Source organism: Aeromonas sp. 601027 (assembly GCF_049174455.1).
Lineage (GTDB): Bacteria > Pseudomonadota > Gammaproteobacteria > Enterobacterales > Aeromonadaceae > Aeromonas > Aeromonas veronii_A.
Genome location: NZ_JAAKTN010000009.1, coordinates 66,594 through 93,247 on the forward strand (window position 1 = coordinate 66,594; position 26,654 = coordinate 93,247).

General features: G+C 60.7%; 21 protein-coding genes and 1 riboswitch. Of the genes, 16 read left to right on the forward strand and 5 right to left on the reverse strand.

Translation table 11 applies throughout. The annotated features are described in order from the left end of the window. Window positions 1–8 precede the first annotated feature (8 nt). The 7 genes from G5193_RS12900 to G5193_RS12930 all read left to right on the forward strand — a co-directional run bounded on the left by G5193_RS12900 (window position 9) and on the right by G5193_RS12930 (window position 6,560). Window positions 9–1,076, forward strand: a complete 1,068-nt coding sequence (locus G5193_RS12900) for a sulfate/molybdate ABC transporter ATP-binding protein (protein ID WP_042053281.1) — start codon at window positions 9–11, stop codon at window positions 1,074–1,076. A gap of 122 nt (window positions 1,077–1,198) precedes the next feature. Then, entirely contained in the window at window positions 1,199–2,146 is a 948-nt protein-coding gene (cbl, locus tag G5193_RS12905) for an HTH-type transcriptional regulator Cbl (protein ID WP_216959546.1), read from the forward strand. A gap of 194 nt (window positions 2,147–2,340) precedes the next feature. Next, window positions 2,341–3,552: a threonine synthase gene (locus tag G5193_RS12910; RefSeq protein WP_216952130.1), complete on the forward strand. Its 1,212-nt coding sequence runs from the start codon at window positions 2,341–2,343 to the stop codon at window positions 3,550–3,552. Then, the gene (locus tag G5193_RS12915) at window positions 3,549–4,214 is read left to right on the forward strand and encodes an amino acid ABC transporter permease (RefSeq protein ID WP_043850026.1); all 666 of its coding nucleotides are present in this window, start codon (window positions 3,549–3,551) and stop codon (window positions 4,212–4,214) included. The genes G5193_RS12910 and G5193_RS12915 overlap by 4 nt, the downstream gene beginning before the upstream one ends. A gap of 92 nt (window positions 4,215–4,306) precedes the next feature. Then, the gene (locus G5193_RS12920) at window positions 4,307–4,969 is read left to right on the forward strand and encodes an amino acid ABC transporter permease (RefSeq protein WP_421206149.1); all 663 of its coding nucleotides are present in this window, start codon (window positions 4,307–4,309) and stop codon (window positions 4,967–4,969) included. Further along, on the forward strand, window positions 4,966–5,727 hold the full coding sequence (locus G5193_RS12925) for an amino acid ABC transporter ATP-binding protein (RefSeq protein WP_421206150.1): 762 nt from the start codon (window positions 4,966–4,968) through the stop codon (window positions 5,725–5,727). The genes G5193_RS12920 and G5193_RS12925 overlap by 4 nt, the downstream gene beginning before the upstream one ends. Then, window positions 5,724–6,560, forward strand: a complete 837-nt coding sequence (locus tag G5193_RS12930) for a transporter substrate-binding domain-containing protein (RefSeq protein ID WP_040067363.1) — start codon at window positions 5,724–5,726, stop codon at window positions 6,558–6,560. The genes G5193_RS12925 and G5193_RS12930 overlap by 4 nt, the downstream gene beginning before the upstream one ends. Before the next feature lie 150 nt (window positions 6,561–6,710). Here the strand turns inward: G5193_RS12930 and gbpA are convergent, their stop codons facing one another. Continuing rightward, on the reverse strand, window positions 6,711–8,132 hold the full coding sequence (gene gbpA / locus G5193_RS12935) for an N-acetylglucosamine-binding protein GbpA (protein WP_421206151.1): 1,422 nt from the start codon (window positions 8,130–8,132) through the stop codon (window positions 6,711–6,713). A 65-nt stretch (window positions 8,133–8,197) separates the two neighbouring features. After that, window positions 8,198–8,283: riboswitch (cyclic di-GMP riboswitch) on the reverse strand. A gap of 265 nt (window positions 8,284–8,548) precedes the next feature. After that, complete coding sequence (locus tag G5193_RS12940) at window positions 8,549–10,231, reverse strand: methyl-accepting chemotaxis protein (RefSeq protein ID WP_216952126.1); 1,683 nt, start codon at window positions 10,229–10,231, stop codon at window positions 8,549–8,551. A 273-nt stretch (window positions 10,232–10,504) separates the two neighbouring features. On the opposite strand from G5193_RS12940, the gene G5193_RS12945 reads away from it, so the two are divergent. The 4 genes from G5193_RS12945 (at window position 10,505) to G5193_RS12960 (ending at window position 16,696) form a co-directional block, all read left to right on the forward strand. After that, a complete protein-coding gene (locus G5193_RS12945) occupies window positions 10,505–12,349 on the forward strand; it encodes a M3 family metallopeptidase (RefSeq protein WP_421206152.1) in 1,845 nt (614 codons plus the stop codon). Between the two features lie 621 nt (window positions 12,350–12,970). Next, a complete protein-coding gene (locus G5193_RS12950; RefSeq protein ID WP_227341458.1) occupies window positions 12,971–14,314 on the forward strand; it encodes a diguanylate cyclase domain-containing protein in 1,344 nt (447 codons plus the stop codon). Continuing rightward, window positions 14,307–15,647: a glycosyltransferase family 2 protein gene (locus G5193_RS12955; RefSeq protein WP_266135309.1), complete on the forward strand. Its 1,341-nt coding sequence runs from the start codon at window positions 14,307–14,309 to the stop codon at window positions 15,645–15,647. Before G5193_RS12950 ends, G5193_RS12955 begins: the two co-directional genes overlap by 8 nt. After that, window positions 15,647–16,696: an HlyD family secretion protein gene (locus G5193_RS12960; protein WP_216952122.1), complete on the forward strand. Its 1,050-nt coding sequence runs from the start codon at window positions 15,647–15,649 to the stop codon at window positions 16,694–16,696. The genes G5193_RS12955 and G5193_RS12960 overlap by 1 nt, the downstream gene beginning before the upstream one ends. A 99-nt stretch (window positions 16,697–16,795) precedes the next feature. Here G5193_RS12960 and G5193_RS12965 read toward each other — a convergent pair whose 3' ends face one another. Beyond that, entirely contained in the window at window positions 16,796–17,029 is a 234-nt protein-coding gene (locus G5193_RS12965; RefSeq protein WP_319919530.1) for a hypothetical protein, read from the reverse strand. A gap of 305 nt (window positions 17,030–17,334) precedes the next feature. Between G5193_RS12965 and G5193_RS12970 the strand changes: the two genes are divergently transcribed. Next, window positions 17,335–18,627, forward strand: a complete 1,293-nt coding sequence (locus tag G5193_RS12970) for a ferredoxin reductase family protein (protein ID WP_257725042.1) — start codon at window positions 17,335–17,337, stop codon at window positions 18,625–18,627. Window positions 18,628–18,642: 15 nt separating this feature from the next. Here G5193_RS12970 and G5193_RS12975 read toward each other — a convergent pair whose 3' ends face one another. Further along, entirely contained in the window at window positions 18,643–21,822 is a 3,180-nt protein-coding gene (locus tag G5193_RS12975) for a S41 family peptidase (protein ID WP_421206153.1), read from the reverse strand. Window positions 21,823–22,103: 281 nt separating this feature from the next. On the opposite strand from G5193_RS12975, the gene G5193_RS12980 reads away from it, so the two are divergent. The 4 genes from G5193_RS12980 to G5193_RS12995 all read left to right on the forward strand — a co-directional run bounded on the left by G5193_RS12980 (window position 22,104) and on the right by G5193_RS12995 (window position 25,617). Further along, window positions 22,104–22,583 carry a L,D-transpeptidase family protein gene (locus tag G5193_RS12980; RefSeq protein WP_227341454.1) on the forward strand — a complete coding sequence of 160 codons (480 nt, stop codon included), beginning with the start codon at window positions 22,104–22,106 and terminating at the stop codon, window positions 22,581–22,583. Window positions 22,584–22,747: 164 nt separating this feature from the next. Further along, entirely contained in the window at window positions 22,748–24,274 is a 1,527-nt protein-coding gene (locus G5193_RS12985) for a YjjI family glycine radical enzyme (RefSeq protein WP_270905182.1), read from the forward strand. Between the two features lie 10 nt (window positions 24,275–24,284). Then, the gene (locus G5193_RS12990) at window positions 24,285–25,169 is read left to right on the forward strand and encodes a YjjW family glycine radical enzyme activase (RefSeq protein ID WP_421206154.1); all 885 of its coding nucleotides are present in this window, start codon (window positions 24,285–24,287) and stop codon (window positions 25,167–25,169) included. A gap of 124 nt (window positions 25,170–25,293) precedes the next feature. After that, complete coding sequence (locus tag G5193_RS12995; protein ID WP_216952118.1) at window positions 25,294–25,617, forward strand: DUF1820 family protein; 324 nt, start codon at window positions 25,294–25,296, stop codon at window positions 25,615–25,617. 63 nt (window positions 25,618–25,680) lie between these two features. Here the strand turns inward: G5193_RS12995 and G5193_RS13000 are convergent, their stop codons facing one another. Further along, on the reverse strand, window positions 25,681–26,613 hold the full coding sequence (locus tag G5193_RS13000; protein WP_216952117.1) for a LysR family transcriptional regulator: 933 nt from the start codon (window positions 26,611–26,613) through the stop codon (window positions 25,681–25,683). Window positions 26,614–26,654 lie beyond the last annotated feature (41 nt).

Sequence of the window (26,654 nt, forward strand, 5' to 3'; positions counted from 1 at the left end):
AGGCAGCCATGAGCATTCAGGTTCAACAACTCAACAAGCATTTCAATCAGTACGCGGCGCTGGCAGACATCAACCTCGACTTTCACGACGGTGAGCTGGTGGCCCTGCTCGGCCCTTCCGGTTGCGGCAAGACCACCCTGCTGCGGATCATCGCCGGGCTGGAGCAGGCCGATAGCGGCAGCGTGATCATCCGCGGCGAGGATGCCTCGGATCTGCACGTGCGCGAGCGCAATGTCGGTTTCGTGTTCCAGCACTATGCCCTGTTTCGCCATATGACAGTCTTCGAGAACGTGGCGTTTGGCCTGCGGGTCAAACCGCGCAGTGAGCGCCCGGCCGAGGCGGCCATTCGCGCCCGGGTCAAGGAGCTGCTGGATCTGGTGCAGCTCAGCCATGTGGCCGAGCGCTATCCGACCCAGCTCTCCGGCGGTCAGCGTCAGCGGGTCGCGCTGGCTCGCGCGCTGGCGGTGCAGCCCAAGGTACTGCTCTTGGACGAGCCCTTCGGGGCCCTCGATGCGCAGGTGCGCAAGGAGCTGCGTCGCTGGCTGCGCGAGCTGCACGACGAGCTGCACGTCACCAGTCTGTTCGTGACTCACGATCAGGAAGAGGCGCTGGAGGTAGCGGATCGGGTGGTGCTGATGAATGCCGGACGGGTCGAGCAGATCGGCACCCCGGCCGAGGTCTACGACCAGCCCGCCAGCTCCTTCGTCCACAGCTTCCTTGGCAGCGTGAACCAGTTCCGCGGTCGGGTGGCTGAGCAGGGATTCGGTGTCGGCGAGCAACTGCTCGGCGGGCCGTCGGCTTCTCATCTGGCCCACGGCAGTGCCGCCATCGCCTATGTCCGTCCCCATGAGCTGGAGATCTTGCCAGCCGATGCGCCGGGCGGGATCCGCGCCACCATTACCCGCCTGCTGCCCATGGGGCCGCGCATTCGGGTGGAGCTGCGCGGTGACGGTGAGACCAAAGGGGCTCACTATGAGGCGGAGCTGACCAAGGAGGCGGCCAAGCTGTTTGCCCCGGGTCAGGGGGTGAAGCTGGTGGCCAGACAGGCGCAGTTCTATCCCGACTATCAGATTTGATGCTGTGTTACGGGCGGTGTGGCCGCCCGGTTCAGGCTGTCAGCCGGGCATGATCCGGCCAAATAACAAAAATGAGAGGGGCGAGCAGATTGTGTCGCCCACTCTTCGCAGGAGGCGACAAGGTGAATTTCCAGCAGTTACGTATTATCCGGGAGGCAGCGCGGCGGGATTACAACCTGACCGAGGTGGCCAATGCCCTTTTTACCTCGCAATCCGGGGTGAGTCGCCATATCCGCGAGCTGGAAGAGGAGCTCGGTATCGAGCTCTTTATCCGCTACGGTAAGCGGCTGCTCGGTATGACCGAGCCTGGCAAGGAGCTGCTGGTGATTGCCGAGCGCATTCTCAATGACGCCAACAACATCCGCAAACTGGCCAGTACCTTTGCCAACCGCGACTCGGGCCGCTTGCTGGTGGCGACCACCCATACCCAGGCCCGCTATGCCCTGCCGCGGGTGGTGAAGGCGTTTCGCGAGCAGTTTCCGCTGGTACAGCTGGAGCTTCGTCAGGGCAGCCCGGAGGAGATTGTGCGGCTGGTGCAGACCGGCGAGGTGGATATCGGCATCAGCAGCGAGCAGCTCGACAAGAGCGAAGGGGTGGTGGCATTTCCCTACTACCGCTGGCACCACAATATCGTGGTGCCCGAGCAACATCCGCTGGCAGGTGAGCGGGAGCTGACGCTGGCGGCGCTGGCCAACTGGCCCATCGTCACCTATCAAGCCGGGTTGACCGGGCGGGTGCGGGTGGATGAAGCCTTTGCTGCGGCTGGCATTGAACCGCAGATCCTGCTGACGGCGCAGGACTCCGATGTCATCAAGACCTATGTCGAGCTGGAGATGGGGGTCGGCATACTGGCCGACATGGCGTTCGACGCACAGCGCGATCAGGGGCTGGTACAGCTTGATGGCAGCCATCTGTTTGCCCCCCATACCGCCTGGATTGGCCTCAAGCAGGGGCAGTTCCAGCACAACTTTGCCTGGCAGTTTATCCAGCTCTGCAACCCCGAGCTGGCGCTGGCGGATATTCAAGCCCGCGCCATGGGCAGCGAGCCTGCCCTCGACTTCCAGATTTGAATAGGAAGAGATGACAAAAGGGGAGCCAATGGCTCCCCTTTTTTGTTGCTGGCAGATGAGATTGCCAGCGAAAACAGACGGCTTCATATGAATTTTTTCACTTAGGTTTGCCAGTTAATTTTGTTTGTTATCCGGTACTTGGGTTGCAGGATGGAATAAGTGACTGACCAAAGTCGATCCATTCAGGATAAAGCATGCCGTATAGCTACCTATCACATCTGCGTTGCAGCAAGAGTGGCGAGATCCATGAGGCTGACCAGCCCTGGCAACTGAGCCGGGCAGGTGCGCCACTGCTGGCCAGCTACGATCTCGATGCGCTGAAGCGAGCATGGCACCCGGCGGCATTGCTGGGGCGCCCGGCCAGCCTGTGGCGTTATCACGAGTTGCTGCCGGTACGGGATCCCGCCCACGTTGTGACGCTGGGGGAGGGATTCACCCCACTGCTACGGCTGCCTACGCTGGGCAAGCAGATCGGTATTCCGGATCTCTGGATGAAGGATGAGAGCGTCATCCCCACCGGCTCCTTCAAGGCTCGTGGTGCAGCGGTGGGCATCTCCCGCGCGCGTGAACTCGGCGTCACTCACTTCGCCATGCCGACCAACGGCAACGCAGGCGCTGCATGGGCGCTCTACGGTGCCCGTGCCGGACTGCGCAGCACCATCGTTATGCCGCAGGCAGCCCCCGCCATCACTCGACTGGAGACCTCTCTCGCCGGTTCCCGCCTCTATCTGGTGGATGGCCTGATCAGCGATGCCGGTCGTCAGGTGGCGCAGGCGGTGGCGGAGCAATCCCTGTTTGACGCCTCAACCCTGAAGGAGCCCTACCGGATTGAGGGCAAGAAGACCATGGGGCTGGAGATTGCCGAACAGCTGGGCTGGACCCTGCCGGATGTGATCATCTATCCGACCGGTGGCGGGGTCGGCCTCATCGGTATCTACAAGGCGCTGCGCGAGCTGCAGGAGCTGGGCTGGGTCAAGGGCGCGTTGCCCAGACTGGTCGCGGTACAGGCGAGTGGCTGCGCGCCCATTGTGCAGGCGTGGCAACAGAGAGCCACCGAATCGAGCTTCTGGCCCGACTCCCAAACGCTGGCGTTCGGCATCAATGTACCCAAGGCGTTGGGGGATTTTCTGGTGCTGGACGCCCTCTATCGCACCGAGGGTTGCGCCATCGCGGTGGATGACAAGGCCATCCAGAGCGAGATCCGCCAGCTTGCCTCTCGCGAAGGCAGTTTTGTCTGCCCTGAGGGGGCCGCCGCGTTTGCTGCTGCTCGGCAACTGCGCGAGGCGGGCTGGATCCGTGGGGGAGAGCAGGTCGTGGTGCTCAATACCGGTGCCGGCATCAAGTACCCGGATGCGATCACTGTGCTGCCCCAGCGTCTGCAGCGTGACGGGAGGATCCCGGCATGAATCTGGATCTGCCCTTTATCGTCACAACGCTGCCCGCCTTCGGCAAAGCGGTCTGGGTCACCTTGCAGCTGGGAACCATAGTGATCCTCACTTCGCTGGCGGTCGCCCTGCTCAACGTCGCCCTGTTGAGCCTGCACAAGCGGCCGCTCAGCGCCCTGATCCGCGGATATGTCGAGCTGGCCCGCAACACGCCGCTGCTGATCCAGCTCTTCTTCCTCTATTTCGGGCTGCCGGCGCTCGGCTTGTCGCTCTCCGGGTTTACTACCGCGGTGATTGCCATGACCTTCCTCGGCGGTGGTTATCTGACCGAGGCGCTGCGGGCGGGCATTCAGGCGGTGCCCGCCAGTCAGCTGGAGGCTGGCAGGGCCATCGGGCTTTCTCGCTGGCAACTGCTGCGCCACGTGCAGTTGCCCCAGGCCTGGCTCGCCAGCCTGCCCGCGCTGTTTGCCAACTTCATCTTTCTGCTCAAAGAGACAACCGTGGCTTCGGCGGTGGCGGTGCCAGAGCTGCTCTACACCACCAAGAATTACATCGCCCTCTACTACAAGACTTACGAGATGCTGGCGGTGCTGACCTTGATGTGCGTGCTGATCTTTCTGCCGCTGTCGCTCGCCCTGCGCGTCGTTGAAAGGAGGCTGCAACATGGTCAGTTTGGTCACTGAATCGCTGATTCAGGCGAGGATCCCGATGTGGGCACTTATCTTCCAGCTGCCACCATCTCTCGTCACCAAGACGCCGGAAAGGAGGGCTCAATATGGTCAATTCCGTTACTGAGCAGCTGACGCAGGCGCTGCCACTGCTGGCGGTGGGCGCGGGTCAGACCCTCGCCATCTCGCTGCTGGCCATCCTGTTTGCCACCCTCGGCGGTGTCGCTTACGGCGTGCTGGCACAACAGGGCGGCCGGTTGGTACGGGGGCTGCTGCGGCTTTATCTCGAGCTGTCTCGGGTGGTGCCGGTGCTGGTGTGGCTCTATCTCTTTTTCTTCGGGTTGCCGATCTTTTTCGGCCTCGATATTCCGGCTTTCTGGTGCGCCGTGCTGGTACTCGCCCTCTGGGGCGCCAGCGAGGTGGGGGAGGTGGTGCGCGGTGGCCTCAACTCCCTCGCCCGTGGTCAGCAGGAGGCCGGGTTGGCGCTCGGGCTCTCGACCTGGCAGCTCTATCGCCATGTGTTGCTGCCACAGGCGTTGCAGCGGCTGACGCCGCCGACCATCAACATCTACACCCGCATCATCAAGACCAGTTCGTTGGCTGTGTTGATCGGGGTGGTGGAGGTGATCAAGGTGGGCCAGCAGATCATCGAGCGCACCTATGGCTCGCTGCTTATTTACGGTCTGCTGTTTCTGTTCTTTTTCCTGGTCTGCTATCCGCTCTCGCTCGCCTCGCGCCGGCTGGAGCAACAATGGGGTAATGCGGTATGACACCTCTGCTTGAACTCGGTTCTGTCAGTAAACAGTTCGGCCCGAATCTGGTGCTGGATCGGATCAGCCTCAGCGTGCGCGCCGGGGAGGTGATCGTCATCCTGGGGCCAAGTGGTTGTGGCAAGAGCACCTTGCTGCGCACTCTCAACGGGCTCGAACCCATTCAGGGGGGCGAGATCCGCTTCGATGGTGTGTTGCTGGATGGTGCCACCGACTGGCAGCGGGTGCGCCAGCGGATCGGCATGGTGTTCCAGAGCTATCACCTCTTCCCCAACCTGACGGTGCTGGAAAACGTGCTGCTTGGCCCCCTGCAGGTGCAAAAGCGGGAGCGGGCAGAGGCGCTGCTGCAAGCCGAGCAGCTGCTGACCCGCATCGGCCTGTGGGAGCGGCGCCATGACTATCCGCGCCAGCTCTCCGGCGGTCAGCAGCAGCGTATCGCCATCGTGCGGGCGCTGTGCATGAACCCGCAGGTGATGTTGTTTGACGAGGTGACCGCCGCCCTCGACCCCGAGATGGTGCAGGAGGTGCTGGAGGTGATCCGCGATCTCGCCGGCAGCGGCATGACCCTGCTTATCGTCACCCACGAGCTGGCCTTCGCCCGGGCGGTGGCGGATCGCATCGTCTTCATGGATGGCGGCCACATTCTGGAGCAGGCCGCGCCTCACCAATTTTTCGACAATCCCAGGAGCCAGCGTGCGCGCCAGTTCCTCGCCAAGTTTTTTTATACAAATGTCATCAAACGAAAGGAGTCAGCATGAAAAAAATCACCTCGGTTCTGCTTAGTGCCTTATTGGGACTGGGTATCGCCAGTGGCGCCGCCCATGCGGCGGACGGTTCCCTCGACAAGATCAAGGCGCGGGACAAGCTCATCGTCGGCGTATTCACCGACAAGCCGCCGTTTGGCTACGTGGACGAGAAGGGGAACTACGTCGGTTTTGACACCGATCTCGGCCGCCGCTTCGCCAAGGATCTGCTGGGGGACGAGAACAAGATCGAATTCGTGGCGGTGGAGCCAGCCAGCCGCATCCCCTTCCTGCAGAGCGACAAGGTGGATCTGATCCTCGCCAATATGACGGTGACCCCGGAGCGGCGCGAGGTGGTGGATTTCACCAACCCGAACCTGCGAGTGGCGGTACAGGTGCTGGTGCCGGAAGGGAGTCCGGCCAAGAAGCTCGATGATCTGGCCAGCAAGACCCTGATCGTGACCACCGGCACCACAGCCGATATCTGGCTGACCCGCAACCACCCGGAGTGGAAGGTCCTCAAGTTCGAGAAGAACACCGAATCTTTGCAGGCGCTGGCGCAGGGCCGTGGTGACGCCTATGCCCAGGACAACCTGGTACTGTTCAGCTGGGCCAAGGAGAACCCGGGCTATCGGGTATTGCCCGAAAAACTGGGCTCGGAAGATCCCATCGCCCCGGCGGTGAAGAAGGGCAATATCGAGCTGCGTGACTGGGTCAACGACCGTCTCGCCAAGCTGGGTGAGGAGAAGTACCTGCTGAAACTCTATGACCAGTATGTGCGTGACAAGCTGAGCCCTGATACCGATCCGAATGATGTGATCGTCGAAGGAGGAAAATGGCAGGGTTAATGGACAAACCCTGTTTTGAAGAGTGTGTTGAGTGTGTGAAGTAAGTGAAGAGTGAGGTCTTGGTTCCGTTGGTATGCAAACCGCAAGGTTTGATTTTTCCGGGCGTCCCCTGCTAGAGAGGACGCCCTTTTTTATGTGGCCAAGCGTGGGTTAGTGCACTTCATCCCACGCCATCTGCCAGTGGGAGCCGATGCCCGGCTCGAACTGGGTGGCGGTGGTGGTCCACTGCTGGCAGTAGCCGCTGTAGGGGAAGGGCTTGCACTGATAGACCTTGCCATTTTTCGGCTGCTGCACCTTGGTGCCGGCGGCATAGGATTTGAGCGAGTTCGGGAAGACGAAGTCGTATTCGCCGCTGCTCTGCTCCTTGAACATCAGATCCATGGTCTGCTGAATGGTCTCGCCGCCCGTTTTCGGGGTGGCCTTGATCACCAGCTGGTGGTGACCGGCCTTGAGCCCTTCCAGCGCCATGGTGAAGGTGTGGCTGCTGTCCTTGATGTCAGCGCTGCTTTCACCCTTGGCGACGCCGCCGTGGTCATAGAGGGTGTTGGTGACGGCCAGATCGCCCTGTGCGGTGACGGTGAAATCGAGGGTTGCCTTGCCGTTGTCCAGCACATAGTCGCTGGCCAGACCGCTGACGCTGATGCTGTCCACCAACGGCGGTTGCTGCTGTTGCAGGTCAATCTCGACTCGATCCAGTTTGCTGTCTCGATGCAGATAGACGGGGTTCATGCCGTAGATCGGATTGAACTGGCCATCGGCTCCTTGCTGACCGGCGCGGATCAGGCTCTGCTCGGCGTTGAGCTTGCCGGCGAGGGCATGGGCCCAGTTGTTCTTCTGGCCCTGCTCGGCATTGGTGATGGTCAGCACGGTCTGCAGATCGGGGCGCTCGCCGTTGGCATCGAATACCCGGGTCATCGCCTTGTCACCCACTGCGAGGTCGATGGAGGGGTAGATGGTGCCGGCCTGGCTCCACTCCAGCGGCGGCTGGCTACCATCTTTGAACTTGGCATCGATGATGTTGTAGAAGCTGTTGCTGGTGTCGCCCACTTCCCACACGCCGAGGATCACCTGATAACCGGTGCGCTCCGGCAGGACACAGTTATGGGTCACCTGCTTGGGCGGCTGCACCATGTTGCCGTCGATGACGCAGAAGGGGGTCAGGTCGAACGAGTCGCGAGTGAGCGGTTGATTGGGGTTCCAGTCCTGCTTGGTGAGGTAGTAGCGCCAGTTGCGGGTGACGTGGTTGGCGGTGAAGGTCCAGCTGATGGCGAAGGGGCCGGGCTGTATTTCACGCTTGGTCCAGCGGTCGCTGGTCTGGATGTTCAGCTCGCTCCAGCGCGGGCTGCCCGCCGAGGCGATTTGACCATCCTGCGGGCCGGTTTGCGGGAAGCCTGATGGCCCCTCCACGCTCTGGGGTTCCCACTGTACGCCTCCACACTGGCTGTTGCCGCCGGTTTTGCACAGGTAGTTGCGGCTCTCGGGCTGGCTGATGTAGCCATGAGCCAGGGCGCTGCCGCTGGCCAGCAGGGCCAGCACCGCCGCGATGTGATTGAGTTGGATTTTTGCTGCCATACATTCCTCTGTTCGATAGATGTGGGCAGTCAGTTGGCCAGGGAGTTCCCCGATGCACACTTGCGTGTGGCAACCCCGCTATCCTGGACAAAACGTCTGTAGACCGGAGGCTTTGCGTCCCGACCTTTCGGTCAGTTTGCCAAATGACTAGATGGTTAGTGATGGGCCAAATGTTCGGCCATCAGCATTGTGCACCGCATTGATTAATTATTTGAAGTTGAATGTTTAAATGCATAATCCGGTGGCACAAAAAACGTTCTAACTGGCTGTTTTTAAATTGTTCTCTTGTTTATGAATGGCGTCGAATGCCGTTGAATATGCCGATAAGATGCATGCTTGCTGCGCGTTTTTCGGCTTAAAAAAACCTGCCAGCCGAGCTGGCAGGTCGAGTGACAAGGCGACACGGATTGACGCCATCAATGGCGGGCGCGCTGCTCGCTATTGGAGTGATGTAGAGTTGGCATCATAGGAGTCTTGCTGGATTCCTTGCCCAGTTTGAACACCGCAAGCCGCTCATCCAGGCTGCGGGAGAGACCGGCCAGCAGTTCGCTCTCCTGCGCCAGTTGCGAGGCGGACTGGGACATCTCGAGCGCCGAGTCGTTGATGCCGCTGACGTTGCGATTCATATCCTCGGCCACCATGCTCTGCTGTTCGGCGGCGGTAGCGATCTGGGTCGCCATGTCGCTCACATGCTGGATATGGTTGACGATCAGAGTGAGATCCTGACCCGCTTGTTGTGACTGGTTGACGCTGCTTTCGGCCAGTTTTCGGCTGGCATCCATGGCATTGGCAGCAGTGACGGCCCGTTGCTGCAACTGGGCGATGGTGCTCTGGATCTCTTCGGTGGACTGGCGGGTACGACTGGCCAGCTGGCGCACTTCATCGGCGACTACGGCAAAGCCACGCCCCTGCTCGCCAGCACGGGCGGCCTCTATGGCGGCGTTGAGAGCCAGCAGATTGGTCTGATCCGAGATGGAGCTGATGACGGCGGTCACTTCACCGATCTGCATGACCCCCTCTTTGAGCTGGTTGACCTGCAGGGTGGCCTGCTCCACCTCGGTAGCCAGCGCCTTGATGCCGTGCACACTGGCGTGAACGTCACGGTTGCCGAGGCCAGCTTCTCCGGTCGCTTCCTGGGTATCCCGCGCGGTATTTTCGGCATGCCCGGCCACATCGGAGATGGTGGCGCTCATCTCATTCATGGCTGTGGCGAGCTGGGCCAGCTGATCCCGCTGGCTGCTCACCGCCTGATTGGTTTGCTCGGCGGAGGCGGCGATGCGCAGGGCTGCATCGGCCACGTTGCGGGCACCCAGACTGGCCTCCAGCAGGGCGTGACGAATGGCATCGAGACTCTGATTGGTACAGCGGGCGACCATGCCCAGCTCATCCTTGCCATGTACCGGGATGCTCACCACCAGATCCCCCTGGGCGACCCGTTGCATGGCGTTGTTGATCTGGTTGAGGGGGGAGACGATGGAGCGGGTGATGCGCCAGCCCAGCAGCCCCATCAGCAGGGTCACAATGGCGGTGGCGCTACCCATCTTCATGTACTGGGCCCAGATGGTCTGCTGGATATCCTGCAGCAGCATGCCGGAACCGAGGATCCAGCCCCAGGGTTGATAGCCTGACACCATGGAGAGCTTGTCAGCAGTTTCGCCCGATGGGCCGCTCCAGACATATTGCAGGGTGCCCTGTTTGCCTCCCTTGGCAATATCGACCATCTGCAGCCAGAACTGCCCGGCGGTGGCACCTGTTCCTTCCCCCATGGTCTGGCCGACCAGCTCCGGCCGGATGGGGTGCACCAGCATCTGGCGGTTCTCATTGATCACGAACAGATAGTTGTTGTCGTCAAAGCGCATATTGGTCAGCAGCTTGCGTGCCTCTTGCTGCGCCTGCTCCATAGGCAGGGTGCTGGCCAGAAACTGGATCTGGCTCATGGCCTGGCTTAATACCGCATTGAGCCGCGCCTCTCGCTCACTCATCAGATTGCGCTGGAGCGCGTTGGCCGAGATGAACAGCAGCGAGACAAAACCGACAAACGCCAACGTGAGCAGCAAAAACAATTTGCGGCTCACGGTGATATCACCGAGCTTGAACATGACGAAACCCTCATTCCCTGTTGATTTTCTATGGCTCGTTACTGCGGCAGCCAATTGCTTGATGTAACAACTTATTTACTATTAACCAGTGGTCGCGCGCCCTTAAATGAGCGTTTTGACAACAGTATAGCCAGCAGACAGCACTCCCCATTTTTTGGTAGCGTGTTCAGGCGCATCCCTGCGCAATTTTTGCCAAAGAGTGTGAATCATTTGGCATTTCACTAAAAAAGGAGTGGGCCCCGCTGCGGGTGACCCCATAACAAGAGGGAATTTATGAGTTCCATTGCCAGGAATTACTTCAACCAGCTCAACGCCGACTATCTGCAGGTACACAGGCGCAAGGAGGATCTCTTCTGGTCCACCTATATGGGCACCAGCGACGATCAGGCCGGTTTTACCGCGGCCGAGCAGGCCTACAAGGCTTTTTGCGCCAATCCGGCCCGTCTGCCCGAATTGCGGGAGATGCTGGCGCAGGCCGACGAGGATGATATCAAGCGCGGTCTGCAAGGCTGGATCGCCTTCTTCGAGTGCAATGTGATTGAAGATCCCGCCGCTGCCGCCCTGATGGATGAGCTGGTGGCTGCCGAGGCGGCGCTGTTCGCCCGCCGCAAGGGGCTGAAACTGACCCTGCTGGATGAGCATGGCCAGCAGGTGGCTGGTAGCCTACCCGCCGCCAGTACCTCCCTTGCCGCCAGCCCGAGCGAGGCGGTGCGCCAGAGCGCGCTCGCCATGTTCCACACCCTGGAGCAGTGGGTGGTCGGCAATGGTTTTCTCGAGGTGGTGGCGCTGCGCAACCGCTTTGCCAGAGCCATGGGCTATCGCGACTACTTCGATTACAAGGTGCGCAAGAACGAGCAGATGAGCCCGGAGCAGTTGTTCTCCATTCTCGACGACTTCATTTCCCGCACCGACGCCCGGCTGCAGCAAAGCCTTGCCGAGCTGAAAGCGGCCAAGGGGGAGGCGGCCCTGATGCCCCATAACCTGCGCTACGCCATCAGTGGTGATGTAACCCGCCAGCTCGATCCTTATGTGCCCTTCTCGCGGGCGCTGAAGGATTGGGTCGAGAGCTTCCGTCGTCTCGGCATCCAGTATCGCGGGGCGACCCTCACCCTGGACTTGCTGACCCGGGAGGGGAAATACGAGAACGGCTTCTGCCACGGCCCGGTGCCGAGCTTCTTCCAGCAGGGGGAGTGGATACCTGCGGTGGTCAATTTCACCAGCCTGGCCGATCCGGCGCAGGTGGGCAGCGGCTGGAGCGGGCTCAACACCCTGTTCCACGAGGGGGGCCACGCCGCGCATTTTGCCAATGTCACCGGCAACGCCCCCTGCTTCTCACAGGAGTTTCCGCCCACCTCTATGGCTTATGCCGAGACCCAGTCGATGTTCTGCGACAGCCTGCTGGACGATGCCGACTGGCTCAAACGCTACGCCAGAAATGCGGCAGGAGAGGCGATCCCCGATGCGCTTATCAAGGAGATGATCGCCGCCCGTCAGCCGTTTCGCGCTTTTAACGAACGTCAGATCGCGCTGGTGGCCTACTTCGAGCGGGATCTCTACGCCATGGATGAGGCTGAACGTACTCCCGAGGCTGTGCTGGCGCTGGCCCGCAAGTGGGAGCGCAAGATCCTCGGTGTCGAGAGCCCGCGCCCGCTGCTGGCCATTCCGCACCTCCTTAATCAGGAGTCGGCCTGCGCCTATCACGGCTACCTGCTGGCGCTGATGGCGGTGGAGCAGACCCGCGCTTACTTCCTCAAGCGCGATGGCTACCTCACCGACAACCCGCGCATCGGGCCGGATCTGGCCGCCCACTACTGGGGGCCGGGCAACGGCATGACTCATGATGAGACCCTGCGCAGCCTGACTGGTGAAGGCTTCAGTGCCGTGCCGCTGGCCGAGGCGTGCAACCTGAGCGCCGCTGAGGCGTGGCAACAGGCGCAAGCCTGCATGGCCGCAGCCCAGCAGCGCCCCGCGGCTGGCGAGGAAAGCCCGCTCGATGCCCATATCCGGGTGGTCCACGGCGCCGAGCTTATCGCCGACAACAACGAGTCGGAAACCCGCATGCTGGCCGACTTCGAGGCGTGGATCGTCAACCATTACAAACCGGTTTCAGCCGAATAATCCGCACAGCTCCCGGTGATCAGGCCGGGAGCTGTGCTTTTCATGGTTATTCGTTGTCGTAACCGTGGCAGACGCTGCCATATTATTGGCAGGTGCGCGACATAGTTTGTCGCCTTGCCGATTGGGTCCGCATTTTGCCATCAGATATGTATTCATATGAACATGAATAGGAATTGCAGGCTGCAAGATAGTAGATTCACTGAGTTACGCTCTTTTGTCTTTTCTGTTAATAGTGCTTTTTGTAGTCATCTTTGTGCATAAAGATTGATCCATTCAACTATCTGCTAGTTATTCTCATCTTTCCGGGTTGACTAAATTGTCCACAACTGCAAAATCGCCCACCTTGCCACCCCCGATGTGAGTCGGGCTCGGAAAGCTTCAGATCTCTTCCCCCCGAGATGGCTGAGCCGCACATGAAAATGGCGTCAGCTCTCAACTCTTTCTGCGCGTTCGCCTGCTTCATGCTATCCGTCGATAACGTTGACACTGCTGTTGTGCTGTCCGTGCAGGGCAATGCGCATCTCGCGACATTGCCTGAGTCTGCCGATGCATGGCAACAGGCGGGTCCGTTTTATTGGCTTGGTATCTATTTGTCAGTGAATGGAAAGAGGTTATTTCCCCATGATGAGCACGAGTGAACACCCCGGTCAGATTGCGCTGCTGGGAGGCTCGGTGGATCGTGTTGCCTTGCCACTTCTCGATCTGTCCTGCTGGGATCCATTGCAGCAGCCGGTATTACTGCTCAACCTGCCTGCAGATGAGCAGGACAGGGTATTGCAGGCTGTGCGGCGTGACCCGATACGTTATTTGCAGCCGGTATTTTGTGTTGTGAAGAGCCCGCTCTCTCCCATGTTGGCCGACGGTCTCCTGACACAGCTGGATGAACGGGCCTCTGACATGCTTGAACGGTTGGCGTTGTTGACCCCTCGAGAGCATCCGGATGACATGGAAAAGCTGGCTTGGTACAGCTGGCCTCGCTCCCATTTTCGCTTGTTGCCACGTTGGCAGGCTGGTTGCCGTCAGGGGTACAGCTATCCCCTGCTGGATTGCCTGCTGGGCAGCGAAGCAGGGGATGCCCTCCCGCAGCTGGTTGCAGAGCGTTTATTGCAGAGTGAGCAGCTGGTGGACCGGGTACGTCTTTGTCACAGTTGCAACTCGGCACATCTCAATTTTGTCGATGTGTGTCCCGAATGCGCTCATATCGCCATCCAGGCCAAGCCAGCTGTGCACTGCTTCACCTGCGGGCACGTGGATGATCAGGATGCATTCATGCGACAGGGTGTGCTGCGTTGTCCCAAGTGCGTCACGACTCTGCGTCACATCGGTGTTGACTATGACAGGCCCCTTGAGAAATTCCGTTGTTTGTCATGCCATGCCCGTTTTATGGAGGCTGCCGTCCAGGCGCGTTGCCATGAATGTGGCCAGGCGCACAAACCCGATGATCTGGTGGTTGCGCCCATCTATGAATATCGCATCGGCAAGCTGGCCCGCCACATCGCACGGGAAGGAACTCAACAACTGCATCTGCCGTTGACCTGGGGTACCCCTATGGCCATGGAGCACTTCCCCTGGTTGCTGCAATGGAACAACAGCTTGCTGCAACGCCATGGTGGCTGCCATACCTTGCTGGCTATTCGGGTTGAGCATCTGGCTGAGTTGCGGGCCGAGTTGGGCATGCTAAAGACTCAGCAGCGACTGGCCGCTCTGCTCAGCCGTTTGCAAGCTCTATTCCGTGATACCGATGTCGTTTGCCAGTATGCCGATGACCGATTGTTATTGCTGTTGCCGCATACTGATGCCGACGACTGGCGCATTCTGCAGGAGCGCATTCAGGCATTGAATCTCATCGAAGGACTGGATGCTCTGACGCTGGCGGTGAAAGTACAACCTTTGCCCGCCCTGTTGGGCGACGATACAGCGGTATGGCTCGGCCAGTGGCTGGATGGAGATAGCCCGGATGCATGAGTGGATGAATACGGTGCACTACATCCTGATAGAGATACTGGGTAGCCTCCAGTTTTCTCCCCGGATGATTCTGTTGCTGTTGCCCATGTTGCTGTTGATGGAGGTGCCACTGATGGCGCTGACGTTGACCGGCATCCTGAAATGGTATGCGCGCCAGGTTCCCAGGGCATCTGAACTGCCGCGATCTCGGCGCTGTCCCAAAGTGTCTTGCATCATCACCTGTTATGGGGAAGGGGAGGCGATCCGCTCCACCATATTGACGCTCAAGGAACAGCTTTATCGCGGTCAAATGGAAATCATTGCTGTGATTGATGGCGCCAAGGCCAACGCGCATACCTATCAGGCTGCGCTCAATTGTGTTCGTGAATTCGAGGGGTGCGAGAACAGAAGTTTGGTCCTGCTACCGAAATGGCAGAGGGGAGGCCGGGTCTCCACTCTCAATGCCGGTCTCTCCGCTGCGACTGGCGAGATAGTGATGAACGCGGATGGAGATACCTCCTTTGACAACAACATGATCGATGAGATCGTGGCTTGTTTCGATGATCCTGATGTGCCTGCTGTGGGAGGGGCATTAAGGGTGCGAAATCTGAACGATGGCGTACTGACCCGGATGCAGAGCATTGAGTACATGATCTCCATGCAGGGGGGCAAGACGGGACTGAGCGAGTGGAACCTCATCAACAATATCTCGGGAGCCTTCGGTGCGTTTCGTCGTGATTTTTTGCGCCAGATTGGTGGGTGGGATACCCATACCGCAGAAGATCTGGATCTGACGGTCCGTATTAAGCATTACCTCAAACGCCATCCGGCTTTAAAGATAGGGTTCGCCCCTCGTGCCATCGGTCACACCGATGCGCCCGCAGACGTGATCACGCTTGCCAAGCAGCGTTTACGCTGGGATGGAGATCTGCTGTTTCTCTATCTGCGCAAGCACAAGCTCTCCCTGACGCCGCGTATTCTGGGCTGGAAGACCTTTTTGTTTACCTTGATCTACGGGGTGGCGCAAAACGTGGTGCTGCCCCTGCTGGTCATGGGTTATAGCTGGTGGTTGGTGCTTAGCTATCCGGGGCAGTTTGTCGCTGCGTTGATGATCTGTCTCTATCTGGTTTACCTGTTTCTTACCCTGGTTAATTTCGCCGTGTTTTTGCTGGCTATATCTGAACGCCCGGAGGCAGATCTACGTCTGCTGCCATGGTTGTGTCTTTACCCGGTGTACACCTTGCTGATGCGCTTGTGGTGCGCCATCGCACTGTTGAATGAGATGTTCCGGCGCGGTCATGAAGAGAGCAGCATGGCCCCCTGGTGGGTATTAAAACGAGGAAATAAATTCTGATGAAAGTCACATTCAATCCCCCCAAGAAGCAGGATGCCACGTCGGATGAAGGGATCCGGGTATTGTATGCCCCCGCCAAGCGTGTCGCCTTCAAGGCTCGCTGGTATCTCATCCTGTTACTGGCATTCAGTCCCGTTATTATTCTGCTGTGGTATCTGGGGCGCGAGTGGTGGCTGACCCAGGCGCCAGCCATCATTACCACCGAGCCGCAACTGGTTGTTGCCAATGGGGATGGCTTTATTCGACACATCTACACGGCTCCCGGCCAGGGGGTGTCACAAGGCGATGCCCTGATGCAGTTCGAATCTCCAACCCTCAAGGCCAACATGGCGGAACGAAAAGCGCGCAGAGCGGCCATCGAATTGAGCAAGGCTGAGGCTGAACAGGCTATCTTGCGCAATCTGGACGAACAGATTGGTATTGCCGAACGGGGGAGCCGGGAGCAGGAGGTCATCTATCAGGAGTATGCCGGTTATAAAAAAGAGAAGCTGGTATCCAGTGCAGAGTACGCAACGGCCCTGCTGAATTGGACTCAGTCACGCATAGCTCTGCAGAAGGCAAGGGCAGAGAAGATAGCGCAGGAACTGCAAATCAGTGAGGACCAACTGACCGGACCGCTAGCCAGTGCTCGTCACTTGCTCGATCAGGAGCTGACCGAGATGGAAGCGATGGCGTACCATCAACAGCCAAGAGCTCCGGCGACTGGCAAGGTTTCAGATGTGCTGGTACAGGAGGGGGACTGGGTATTCTCGGGGGCTCCTCTGGCACTTATCTCGAAGCGAGAAGACCCGCTGGTGATAGCCTATGTGCAGCCCAAATATCTCTCTTCAATGGCTCCTGGACACAAGGCTGTCGTCAAGCTGCCCAGCGGGGAGCGTCTGGCTGCCAGGGTCGCCAGACAGGTCGAGCTGGCGGACAAGTTGCCGGCTCAGTTAGCCGCACCGTTTGAAGGGGAGAAAGCAACCCTCAAGGTCGCACTCTCGCTGGATGAAAAATTACCCCCGAACCTGCAAGTGGAAGGGTTGCCGGTGACAGTGTTGTTTGATTGACGTCTATGGCGTTGTGATCCTGAATCGCAACGCCTTCTTTTGGGTTTCGGCCATAAAAGGTGGCTGGTGTATTGAAGCCCGCAATTGCCCCTCCCTTTTTCATTCATCAATGACTTTATTTCCGCAATGCTCGCAGATGGCATGTCGTTCAAAGCGATCCATGTTGGCCAGAAAGGGGCCGGCGGCCCAGCCGGTAATGAAGTCCTTGATAAACGCTTTGCGCTTTTGCGCCGGTGTCAGCTGCTGGCCAAAGGATTTGTCGACCAGCACCACGACATGGTTGGTCTCGCGCTGACAACTCGGGCAGTAGCGTTGTTCGGTGGATGAAAGCAAGGGGGGCTCCTGGTCCGGGGGAGTGGGCGGCAGGTTTTCCGCCGCAGATATGTGTCGTCCCCATTTGATTCCTTTTGCAGGCAGGTCGTCAATCACGGCAGAGGTGGATTTTGCGCTATTCCCCATGAAGAGAGGGCCAGTCAGCAAGGGTGACCAGAGGGGCCAGCGGGCCCCTCTGCTGTTGCCGTTTGTCACACATTGCCACACAAGCTTCCCCCTCTGGCAAAGTCCTGTGACCAGACGGGTGTGCAATGGTGCCATGAGCAGGGGCGAGGCCCTGCTGCGATGGAACCAGGGAGCATGTTATGACGAGTAAACGGGTGTGGTGGCTGTTGCCACTGCTGGCGGTCGGGGTCTGGTGGCTCGGTTATGCGGGGGATGCCAACGGGGTGTGGCCCTGGCGCCATGAGATGTTGTTACTGACCGGCCTGCTGGGGATGACCTATATGGCGATTTCGCTGTTGCTGGCCTTGCGTCTGCCGCAGTTGGAGGTGTGGTGTGGCGGTCTGGATCGGATGTTGCGATTGCACCGTCAGATGGCCATCGGCGGTGCATTGGCGCTCACTGCGCATTGGCTGGTGGTGGAGGTGCCCAAGTGGGCGGTCTCGGCGGGTTGGCTGAGTCGTCCTGCGCGGCGTGGGGCCAGTACAGCTGGCGCTGGTGCAGGTAATGGCATCTCGCTCCATGCCCTTGGCAATACCCTGGGTGAGTGGAGTTTCTATCTACTGATCGCGTTGGTGGTAGTGAGCTTGCTGGCGCTGGTGAGTTATGGCCGTTTTCGGCTGATCCACCGGCTGGCGCCGCTCATCTATCTGGCGGGGTGGGGGCACGGGCTCTGCCTGTTGCCTCAGGTGGGAGCCATGACGCCGGTTGGGGTATCGATCTGGTTGATCGGCGGAATCGGCGCTATCGGGGCCCTCTACTCCCTGCTGGGGCAAGTGGGGGCGCGGAAGCGCCATCCCGGCCGGGTCGTTGCGGTGCGGACGCTGGCGGATCAGACCTGCGAGCTGACCATGGAGCTGGAGAGGCCGCTCGCCCATTACCGCCCGGGCCAGTTTGCCTTCTTCGAGTTTGACGCCAAGGAGGGGCCGCACCCCTTTACCCTGGTGCGGGTGTCAGCGGATCGGCGCCAGCTGGTGATCGCGGTGCGGGCGCTCGGGGATCATACCCGTCAGCTGGTGGCAGAGGCGCGCATCGGGGATGGGGTGGTGGTGACCGGGCCCTATGGCGCCTTTGTCGCCCCGCAAGGGGGAGGTAGAGCCCTCTGGCTGGGGGCCGGGATAGGTATCACGCCGTTCGTCGCCTGGCTGGAGGGGCTGGCTGCCCGTGGGGAGCGGGGCGAGGGGATCACCCTGATCCAGTGCGCGCCGGATCTGGCGGGAGCTGTCTACCACCGACGGTTGGCCGAGCTCTGTCATCGCACCGGTGTGCGTTATCAGCTGCATCTGGACAAGGCGGCCGGGCGGCTGGATCTGGCTCGCATCGCGCAGGATGCGCCCGAGCAGGTGTGGTTTTGCGGGCCGGAGGGGATGGCAGATGCCCTGACCCGGCTGTTGCCGGACGGGCATCTGCATCGCGAGCTGTTTCGCTTTCGTTGAGCTCGATGGGCGCCGTTATTTGGCGCTGGCTGGCAACTGCTTGAGGGCGGCTTGTACTGCCGCCTCCAGTTGCGGGTCGCGCCCGGCCACCATGTCGGCGGGGGTGAGGGGCGCCTGCAGGTCCGGGATCAGCTCCTGATTCTCGTAGAAGGTGCCGTCCGGTTTGCGCAGCCCCAGGGTCGGAATGCCGTAGGAGAGGCCCGGGATCAGCCGGGAGTCGTGGCTGTAGACCATGGTGCCGGTGCCGGGCACCGGATCGCCGACGATGGGGCCGACCTTGAGGGTGCGGTAGTACTCGGGGAAGGCGGAGCCTTCCGAGTAGCTGCCAGCGTTGACCAGCACCACCGAAGGCTTGGTCCACTGGCGAGTGGCGGCGTCGGTTTCACCCTTGCCCTGACGGGGCCAACTGCTGGCCATCCCCTTGGTGCTGCCGCTGCCGGTCAGAAACTCCACCAGGGTATTGGCGAGATAGCCGCCGCTGTTGAAGCGGACATCGACGATCAGCGCCTCGCGATTGCGCTGCCTGCCGAGGGCATCCGCCACCACCGCATCGTAGACCTCGCTATTCATTGCCGGCAGATAGACGTAGCCGACCCGTCCTCCGCTCAGGCTGGCCACCAGCTCCCGCCGTTTCTCAATCCAGCGATCCTGTTGCAGCTGGTACTCCTGCTGCTTGTCGATGGCGGTGAGCACTACCTCGTCAGTTTGCTTGTTGCCCTCCTGCTGGAAGGTGAGGGCGAGCCGGGCACCGGCCTGATGGTTGAGGGCCTGATCCAGCTCGGCCAGATTGGCAATCGGGACGCCGTTGATGGCGAGCAGGCGGGCGCCCGGGGCGATATCGCTCTCCTGATCCAGCGGGCCGCCAGAGAGCAGGGCGGTGAGCATCACCCCTTGCTCGCCATCCTGCCAGTAGGCGCCCAGGCTGGCGGTCTCGTCCGCCATGCGCGGGAAGGGGGCGGGGCCGCTGCCCCAGGTGTGGGAGACATTGAGCTCGCCAGCCAGCTCCGCCAGCAGGTTGCCAAAGTCCCGCGGGTTGCCGATGCCCGGCAGCAGGCGGCGGTAAGCGGCGACATAGCTCTCCCAATCTACCCCGTTCATATCGTCCAGATAGAACTCGTCCCGGGTGAGCCGGGCGATCTGATCGAAGGCGGCGGTCATGCGTTCCTGCCAGCGGCTGGTGGGCTGCAAGGCGAAGGGGGCGCTGGTGGCTTCGCCGGAGTCGAGGTGGATCCGGGTGATCTCACCATCCCGCACCAGGGTAGCCAGGGTGCCCTGCTGGTTGAGGCTTGCCAGCGCAGGGCCGGGCTGCTCGCCAAACAGTTCGCTGGTTTTGCCCTTGCGCAGATCCTGGCTGTAGCCCTTGATCTCGCTCTCGCTGTTGACCCCCATCTCCTCCACCAGATAGATCAGCTGGTCGCCGATGATGCGGCTGGCGAGCAGGGTGCCGGTGGGTTGCAGCAGCAGTGCTTCGCGATGGTTGAGACGATCGCTCTCAAAGCCGTATCCCCCTTTCGGCGGCTCCAGTTCGGCAATGGCATCGGCTCTGGCGGCGCGGCTGCTGTAAATGCCGAGCAGGTTGGTGACGAGGGGTTCGCCATCGGGCCCCAGTGCGCCAAACCGGGTCGATTGCCAGTAGAGAATGGCGCCATCCTGACTCCAGCCCGGTTGTCCATCCTGATAGCCGTTGAGGCTGACATTGACCGGTTTGGCCTTGGGATTGGCCGTATCGATCACCGCGATCTCCTGCTCTGCCGCATCGGGGCGGAAAGTGAGCGCCAGATGGCGTGAGTCGGGGGCAAAGGCGAGATGTACCTCGTGGCGCGACGGGTTGAAGCTGGCAGGCACCAGCTCCCGCTGCTTGTTGCTCGCCAGATCCAGCAGGTGGATGGCCTGGCCATCCACCACGAATGCGAGCTGTTTGCCATCGGGGGAGAGCACCGGACGGCTGATCCCCTTGTCGGGAATCGCCAGCAGCAGACTCTCGGTCAAAGTGCCGGGATCGCTGAACAGCAGATCAGGGTCCCCCTTGCGCAGGCGATAGAGGGCGGCGTGCCCCTGCTGCTCCGACAGATAGATGAGGGCGCGGCCCTGCTCGGCGAAGAGAGGGCTGGATTGCTCGCTCGGATCTCGGGTCAGCTGACGCACCCGCTCCCGCTCGGGGTCGACGGCAAACAGGTTGCCCTCGCTCACCAGGATCAGCTCATCCGCCTCTTCGCTGACCAGCGCTTCGTCTGCCAGGGTCAGGGCCTCGCTCGCCTCATCCGGCGTGCTTGCCACTTGCGGGGTGAGGGTCAGCTTGCGTGGCTCGCTGCTACCGGCATCGAGGCGATAGAGTTCACCGAGCCATGACCAGACCAGATCGCCATTGCGAGAGGCGCTGAGCCCCCGCACCGGATGGCCCTGATAGTGGGTCAGCTGTTGCTCCTTGCCGCTGGCAAGATCCCGGCGCCAGACGTTGAAATCACCGCTGCGCTCGCTCAGGTAAAAGAGGGTGTCCCCCTTGTCGCTCCAGACCGGATCGGTGGCCGCCACCCGATCTTCGGTCAGCTGCTTGTGCTGCTTGCCATCAAACAGCCAGAGACGGGGCACCGCGAACGAGTGCTGATGCTTGCGAAAGGGTTGATCCGCCGCGGGCATCTGATAGGCGATCCGCTCCCCGTGGGGGCGGGCGAGGGTCGCAGGCAGCGGCAGATCGGCCTGCAAGGTGCCGCCGGTGATCGGGGTCCAGTAGAGCTCGCCCCATTGGTAGCCTTCCGCGACAAAATGGTCGGCATCGGGCGCGCCCAGGCGCTGGCTGCTCAGCAGCAGTCGTTTGCCATCGGTGCTGAAGGCTTGCGGCAGATCGGTGCGCGAATCGCGAGTGAGGCGCACCATCTCGCCGCCGTTGGCGGGTACCACGAACACATCTTCGTTGCCGTAGAGATTGGTGGCAAAGGCGAGCTGTTTGCCATCCGGCGACCAGATTGGCCGCTGGCTCAGGTAGTCGCTGCCGGTGAGCGCCGTGGCGGGGCCACCCTCGGCACTGGCGACAAAAATGCGCCCCTGCCAGGTGAAGGCAAGCTGCTTGCCATCGGGGGAGAGGGCTGGCTCGCGCAGCCAGAGTGCATCGGCGGCGACACTGGCAGGTAGCCAGAGCAGTGCGCTGACCAGCAGCAGGCGGGTCAGCGAAGAGTTCGGCAAGAAGTGCAGAGGCATGATGTCATCCTGAATCAGGTTCAATTGTTACATATTTACCGATCTGCGGCATCATGGCTAGCCAGAAAATGTAACCTATGTTTTTGTTTTTATTGTCAATTAGTCATGTTTGTGCAGGTCGTTCATGGACCATTCACCGTTCGCAGCCAAGATATGTTTTATTGGGTCTATTGAGTATTGATGGCGATCCAATATCATGGCGCTCGCTCGCCAACGGGCGAGCCTATTCAGATGATGTGACAACCATAAAAAGCCCTGCCAGAGGCTTGTCGAGGGATGGAATGAGAGCCGTATTGTTGTGTGTGCTGGGGCTGTGGCCCGCGCTGAGTTTTGCCTTTACCGAAAAAGCCGATTTGGTGGTGGTCAAGAAGTCTACCTACAGCCTCACCCTGATGAAGGATGGCAAGGAACTGAAGCGCTACTGGGTTGCACTGGGCCCGGCGCCCAAGGGGCACAAGCAGCGGGAAGGGGATCAACGTACCCCGGAGGGGCGCTACACCCTGGATTACAAGAAGAGCAACTCCGGCTTTTATAAAGCGATACATATCAACTACCCGAATCTGGACGATATCAAGCGCGCCAATGAGTTGGGGGTGAACCCGGGTGGCATGATCATGATCCATGGTCAGCTTAACCGGATGGGTAACCGTCGGGTACAGCCCTCCAACTGGACCAACGGTTGTATTGCGGTACTTAACCACGAGATGGATGAGCTCTGGAATGCCATTGACCCGGGTACGCCCATCATCATCGAGCCCTGATCCGCACAACGGGGGCCTTGTCGGCAGACAAGGCCCCCGTTCTGTTCTGGTTGTGATCCCCTTTAACGGATGTCTTTTTGAGACATTCGCATTGTTGTGAATGTCACTTCAAAAAAAGCCTGTAAATGGTAAGGATATGGGTTCTATCCGTGAAGGAGTGTCCCATGTCTTTGACCGAAACCTGTCAGCGCATCGTGCGCGATCCCCATCTCTCCGCTGCTCAGAAGAGCCACGCACTGGCGCTGGCCGCCGAGAATGCGTTGCCCTACCCCGACCTGCCTGCCGCAGTCGCCGAGGCGATGGAGCAGGGATTTATCTGCGACATGTTCGAAGGGCATGCCCCCTACAAGCCGCGTTATGTGCTGCCGGACTATGAAAAATTCCTGACTCAGGGCTCTGCCTGGCTGGAGCTGACGGCGCCGCAGGATTTCGACGAGGCGCTCAACGCCCTGCGCATCCTCTATCACCATGTCCCCTCCGTCACCGGCATGCCGGTCTGGCTGGGACGGCTCGACCATCTGCTGTTGCCGTTTGTCGGCGAACTGGATGACGAGAGCCTCTATCGCAAGCTGAAGGGGTTCTGGGTCTATCTGGATCGGGTGCTGCCGGACGCCTTCATGCACGTCAACATCGGGCCGGATGACAACCGCATCTGCCGCCTGATCCTGCGCATCGACAACGAGCTCAAGCAGGTGGCGCCGAACCTCACCTTCTTCCACGATCCGGAGCAGACCCCGGACAGCCTGCTGCTGCAGGCGGTGAAGAACATCGCCGAGTGCAGCAAGCCGCACATCGCCAACTACCCGATCCATCGCGATACCTTTGACCAGCGTGGTTTTGGCATCGTCAGCTGTTACAACGCCTTGCCGCAGGCTGGTGGCGCCAATACCCTGGTGCGCATCTCCCTCAAGCGGGTCGCCGAGCAGTGCCAGGGGATCGATGACTTCCTCGGCTGCCTGCTGCCCCACTACTGCCGTCTGGCCTCCCAGCTGATCGAAGCGCGGGCCGCTTTCTTGCATCAGGAGTCCGGCTTCTTCAACAGCTTCCTGGTGAAAGAGGGGCTGCTGGATGAGGATCGTTTCGTCCCCATGTTCGGCATCTACGGCATGGCGGAAGCGGTCAATATCCTGATGGATAAAGAGAATCTGCCGGATCGTTATGGTCACGGCGAGGAGGCGAACCAGCTTGGCTATCGCATCTCGGCCCAGCTCTCGGAATATGTCACTGCGACGCCGCAAACCCATGCCTGGGGTGGTCGCGCCCTGCTGCACTCGCAAGGTGGCCTCAGCATCGATGTGGCAGTCACCCCCGGGGTGCGCATCCCCTACGGGCAGGAGCCGGATCCGGCCAGCCATGTGCTGGCGCTGGCGCCGCACCACACTTATTACCATTCGGGGATCAGCGAGATCCTCACGCTGGATCCCACCATCCGCCAGAACCCGCAGGCACTGCTGCAGCTCTGCAAGGGAGCGCTCGCTATCGGTATGCGCGAGTTCACCGCCAACGTGGCCGACAGCGATCTGGTGCGGGTGACCGGCTACATGATCCGCAAGAGCGACGTGGCTCGCTTCGCAGAGGAGGGATCGCGCTTGCAGACCACCTGTCTCGGTGCCGAGGCGAGTGAAGTGACCGCCATTCGTCAGCGGGCTCCGCGGGTAGTCGCCCACGAATCGACCATCGGCGAGTATTGAGTTCTCACCGATGGCTGATGTCTTGCCAACACGCAGCGCTCTGGTGAGCAGGGTGCTGCCGTTCTCCTGTGTCGACGGGCCGGGCAACCGGCTGGTGCTGTTTCTGCAGGGCTGCAACTTTCGCTGCCCCGGCTGCCACAACCCTCACACCATCGGGCTGTGCGACGATTGTGGCGACTGCCTTGCGGTCTGTCCGAGCGGCGCCCTATCCATGAGCGAAGGCAAGGTTCATTGGCAGGCGATGCTCTGTACCGACTGCGACGCCTGTCTGGAGGCCTGCCCGCGCAGCGCCAACCCCAAGACGGCCACCATGACGGTGGCCGACGTGCTGGCTCTACTGCGACGCTACGGCCCCTTGCTGACCGGCATTACCGTCTCCGGTGGTGAGGCGACCACCCAGCTCCCCTTTGTGGTTGCGCTGTTTGCTGCCATCAAGGGCGCGCCGGATCTGACCCATCTCACTTGCCTGCTCGACAGCAACGGTTCTCTGGCCGAAACCGGCTGGCAGCGGCTGCTGCCGGTGCTCGACGGCGCCATGCTCGATCTCAAGGGCTGGCGCGACTCGGTCCATCACACCCTGACCGGCTATGGCCGCGAGCGGGTGCTGGGGTCGCTGCAACTACTGGCACGCCACGGCAAGCTGACCGAACTGCGGCTGCTCCACGTGCCGGGCAAGAGCGATTTTCTGGATGCTAATGGTGAGCTGGACGCGGATCTCGCCGCCTTCTTGCAGCAGCTTGGGCCTGTGCCCATTCGCCTCAACGGTTTTCGCCACCACGGGGTGCGGGGGGAGGCGGCGCAATGGCCAGAGGCGACCCGCAGCGAGCTGGAGTGGCTGGCGAGTCGGTTGCGTGCTGCGGGAGTGGGGGCGGTGACCTTGCCACCGCTGATCTAAAGAGGTCTGATCGATTCCCTTGCTGTGTAGTAAAAGCACACAACTGTGACTTCTGTCTATTGGAGGGGGCCTTGGGGCTCGTTATGATATTGCCCATCCGTCCCTCCTCCATCACAGATAAATCATGAGTGAAAGCAAGGCGTTATATCGGGTTCAGTTTATTTGCCACAACGAGCGCTACGAGGTCTATGTGCGCCAGGTGAATCAGGGCCAACTGTTCGGTTTTATCGAGATCGCCGATTTTGTCTGGGACAACCACACGGCGCTTATCGTCGATCCCAGCCATGAAAAGCTCAAGAGCGAATTTGCCGATGTGCGTCACACCCTTATCCCCATGCATCAGGTGTTACGCATCGATCAGGTGAAAAAGCAGGGGGCTGCCCGCATTACGGATCTGGGTAGCAACGTCGCCTCCTTCCCCAGTCCCATTTATACCAAGCGTCCCTGATCCCTCATTGCCGTGGATGTTTCGCCGTGGCGAAACATCCATCTCTTCTCGCTGTCACCTGGCTCAGGGCTCGACCAGCTCGCGACCCAGTTGCAGGATCCGCTGGCGGAACCAGTGGCGGGCCGAGCCATCACCGGCCGGGCCATACCAGACCAGACTGTGACTCACCTTGCCGTAATCGAACGGTGCCGGACGCAGCTCCAGATCCGGCTGGCTGGCGATGCATGCCGCCCAGCCACCGATGGCGGTGAGGATCAGATCGGTCTGGGGCAGCAGGGCCGCCGCGCTGGCAAAATCGGGCAGGGTGGCGCCAATCTGGCGACGCACCTGTTGCTGGGCAAGGCTCTGCTCGAAGAAGGGGTTGGCCAGCTCCTGATCCCGGATGGCGATATGGCGCCAGCTCAGGTAGGCATCGAGATCCCAGGGCTTGGCCAGCGCCGGGTGGTCTTTGCGCAGCAGACAGACCAGTTTCTCTTCCCGCAGGGTCTCCCACACCAGCCCGGGCTGGCGCGGTAACGGCTGGCTCTGGTCATGGGGCAGGATCACGAAGTCGAGTTTGCCCGCTGCCAGCGCCTCCAGCCCCTGCTCATCCTTGTTCCAGATCTCCGGCACCATGCCCGGCACTTCTTTCATCAGCTGACCCAGAATGGGGCCCACCGGCCAGGTCATCACGCTCTCGCGCAATCCCAGCCGCAAGCAGCCCTGCCACTGCTGGGGGTTGAAGGCATTCTGGCGAGTGAGGCCGTTCAGCTCCCCCAACAACCGGTGCAGGGTGGGAGCCAGTCGCTCGGCCATGGGGGTGAGCAGCAGCTGGTTGCCCTGGCGGTAGAGCAGTTGATCCCCCAGCAGACCCCGCAGCTGGTTGAGGGTCTTGCTAACGGTGGAAGGCGTGGTGCAGAGCCGCTCGGCGGTGCGGGTGACGCTCTGGTTGTCGAGCAGCAGATGCAGGGTGACCAGATGGCGACCTCCCAGCCGAGAGAGTGCGATCAGATCCATAAGTACTCCACAAGCGAAGGGAAGAGACAAGACAAGAAAGC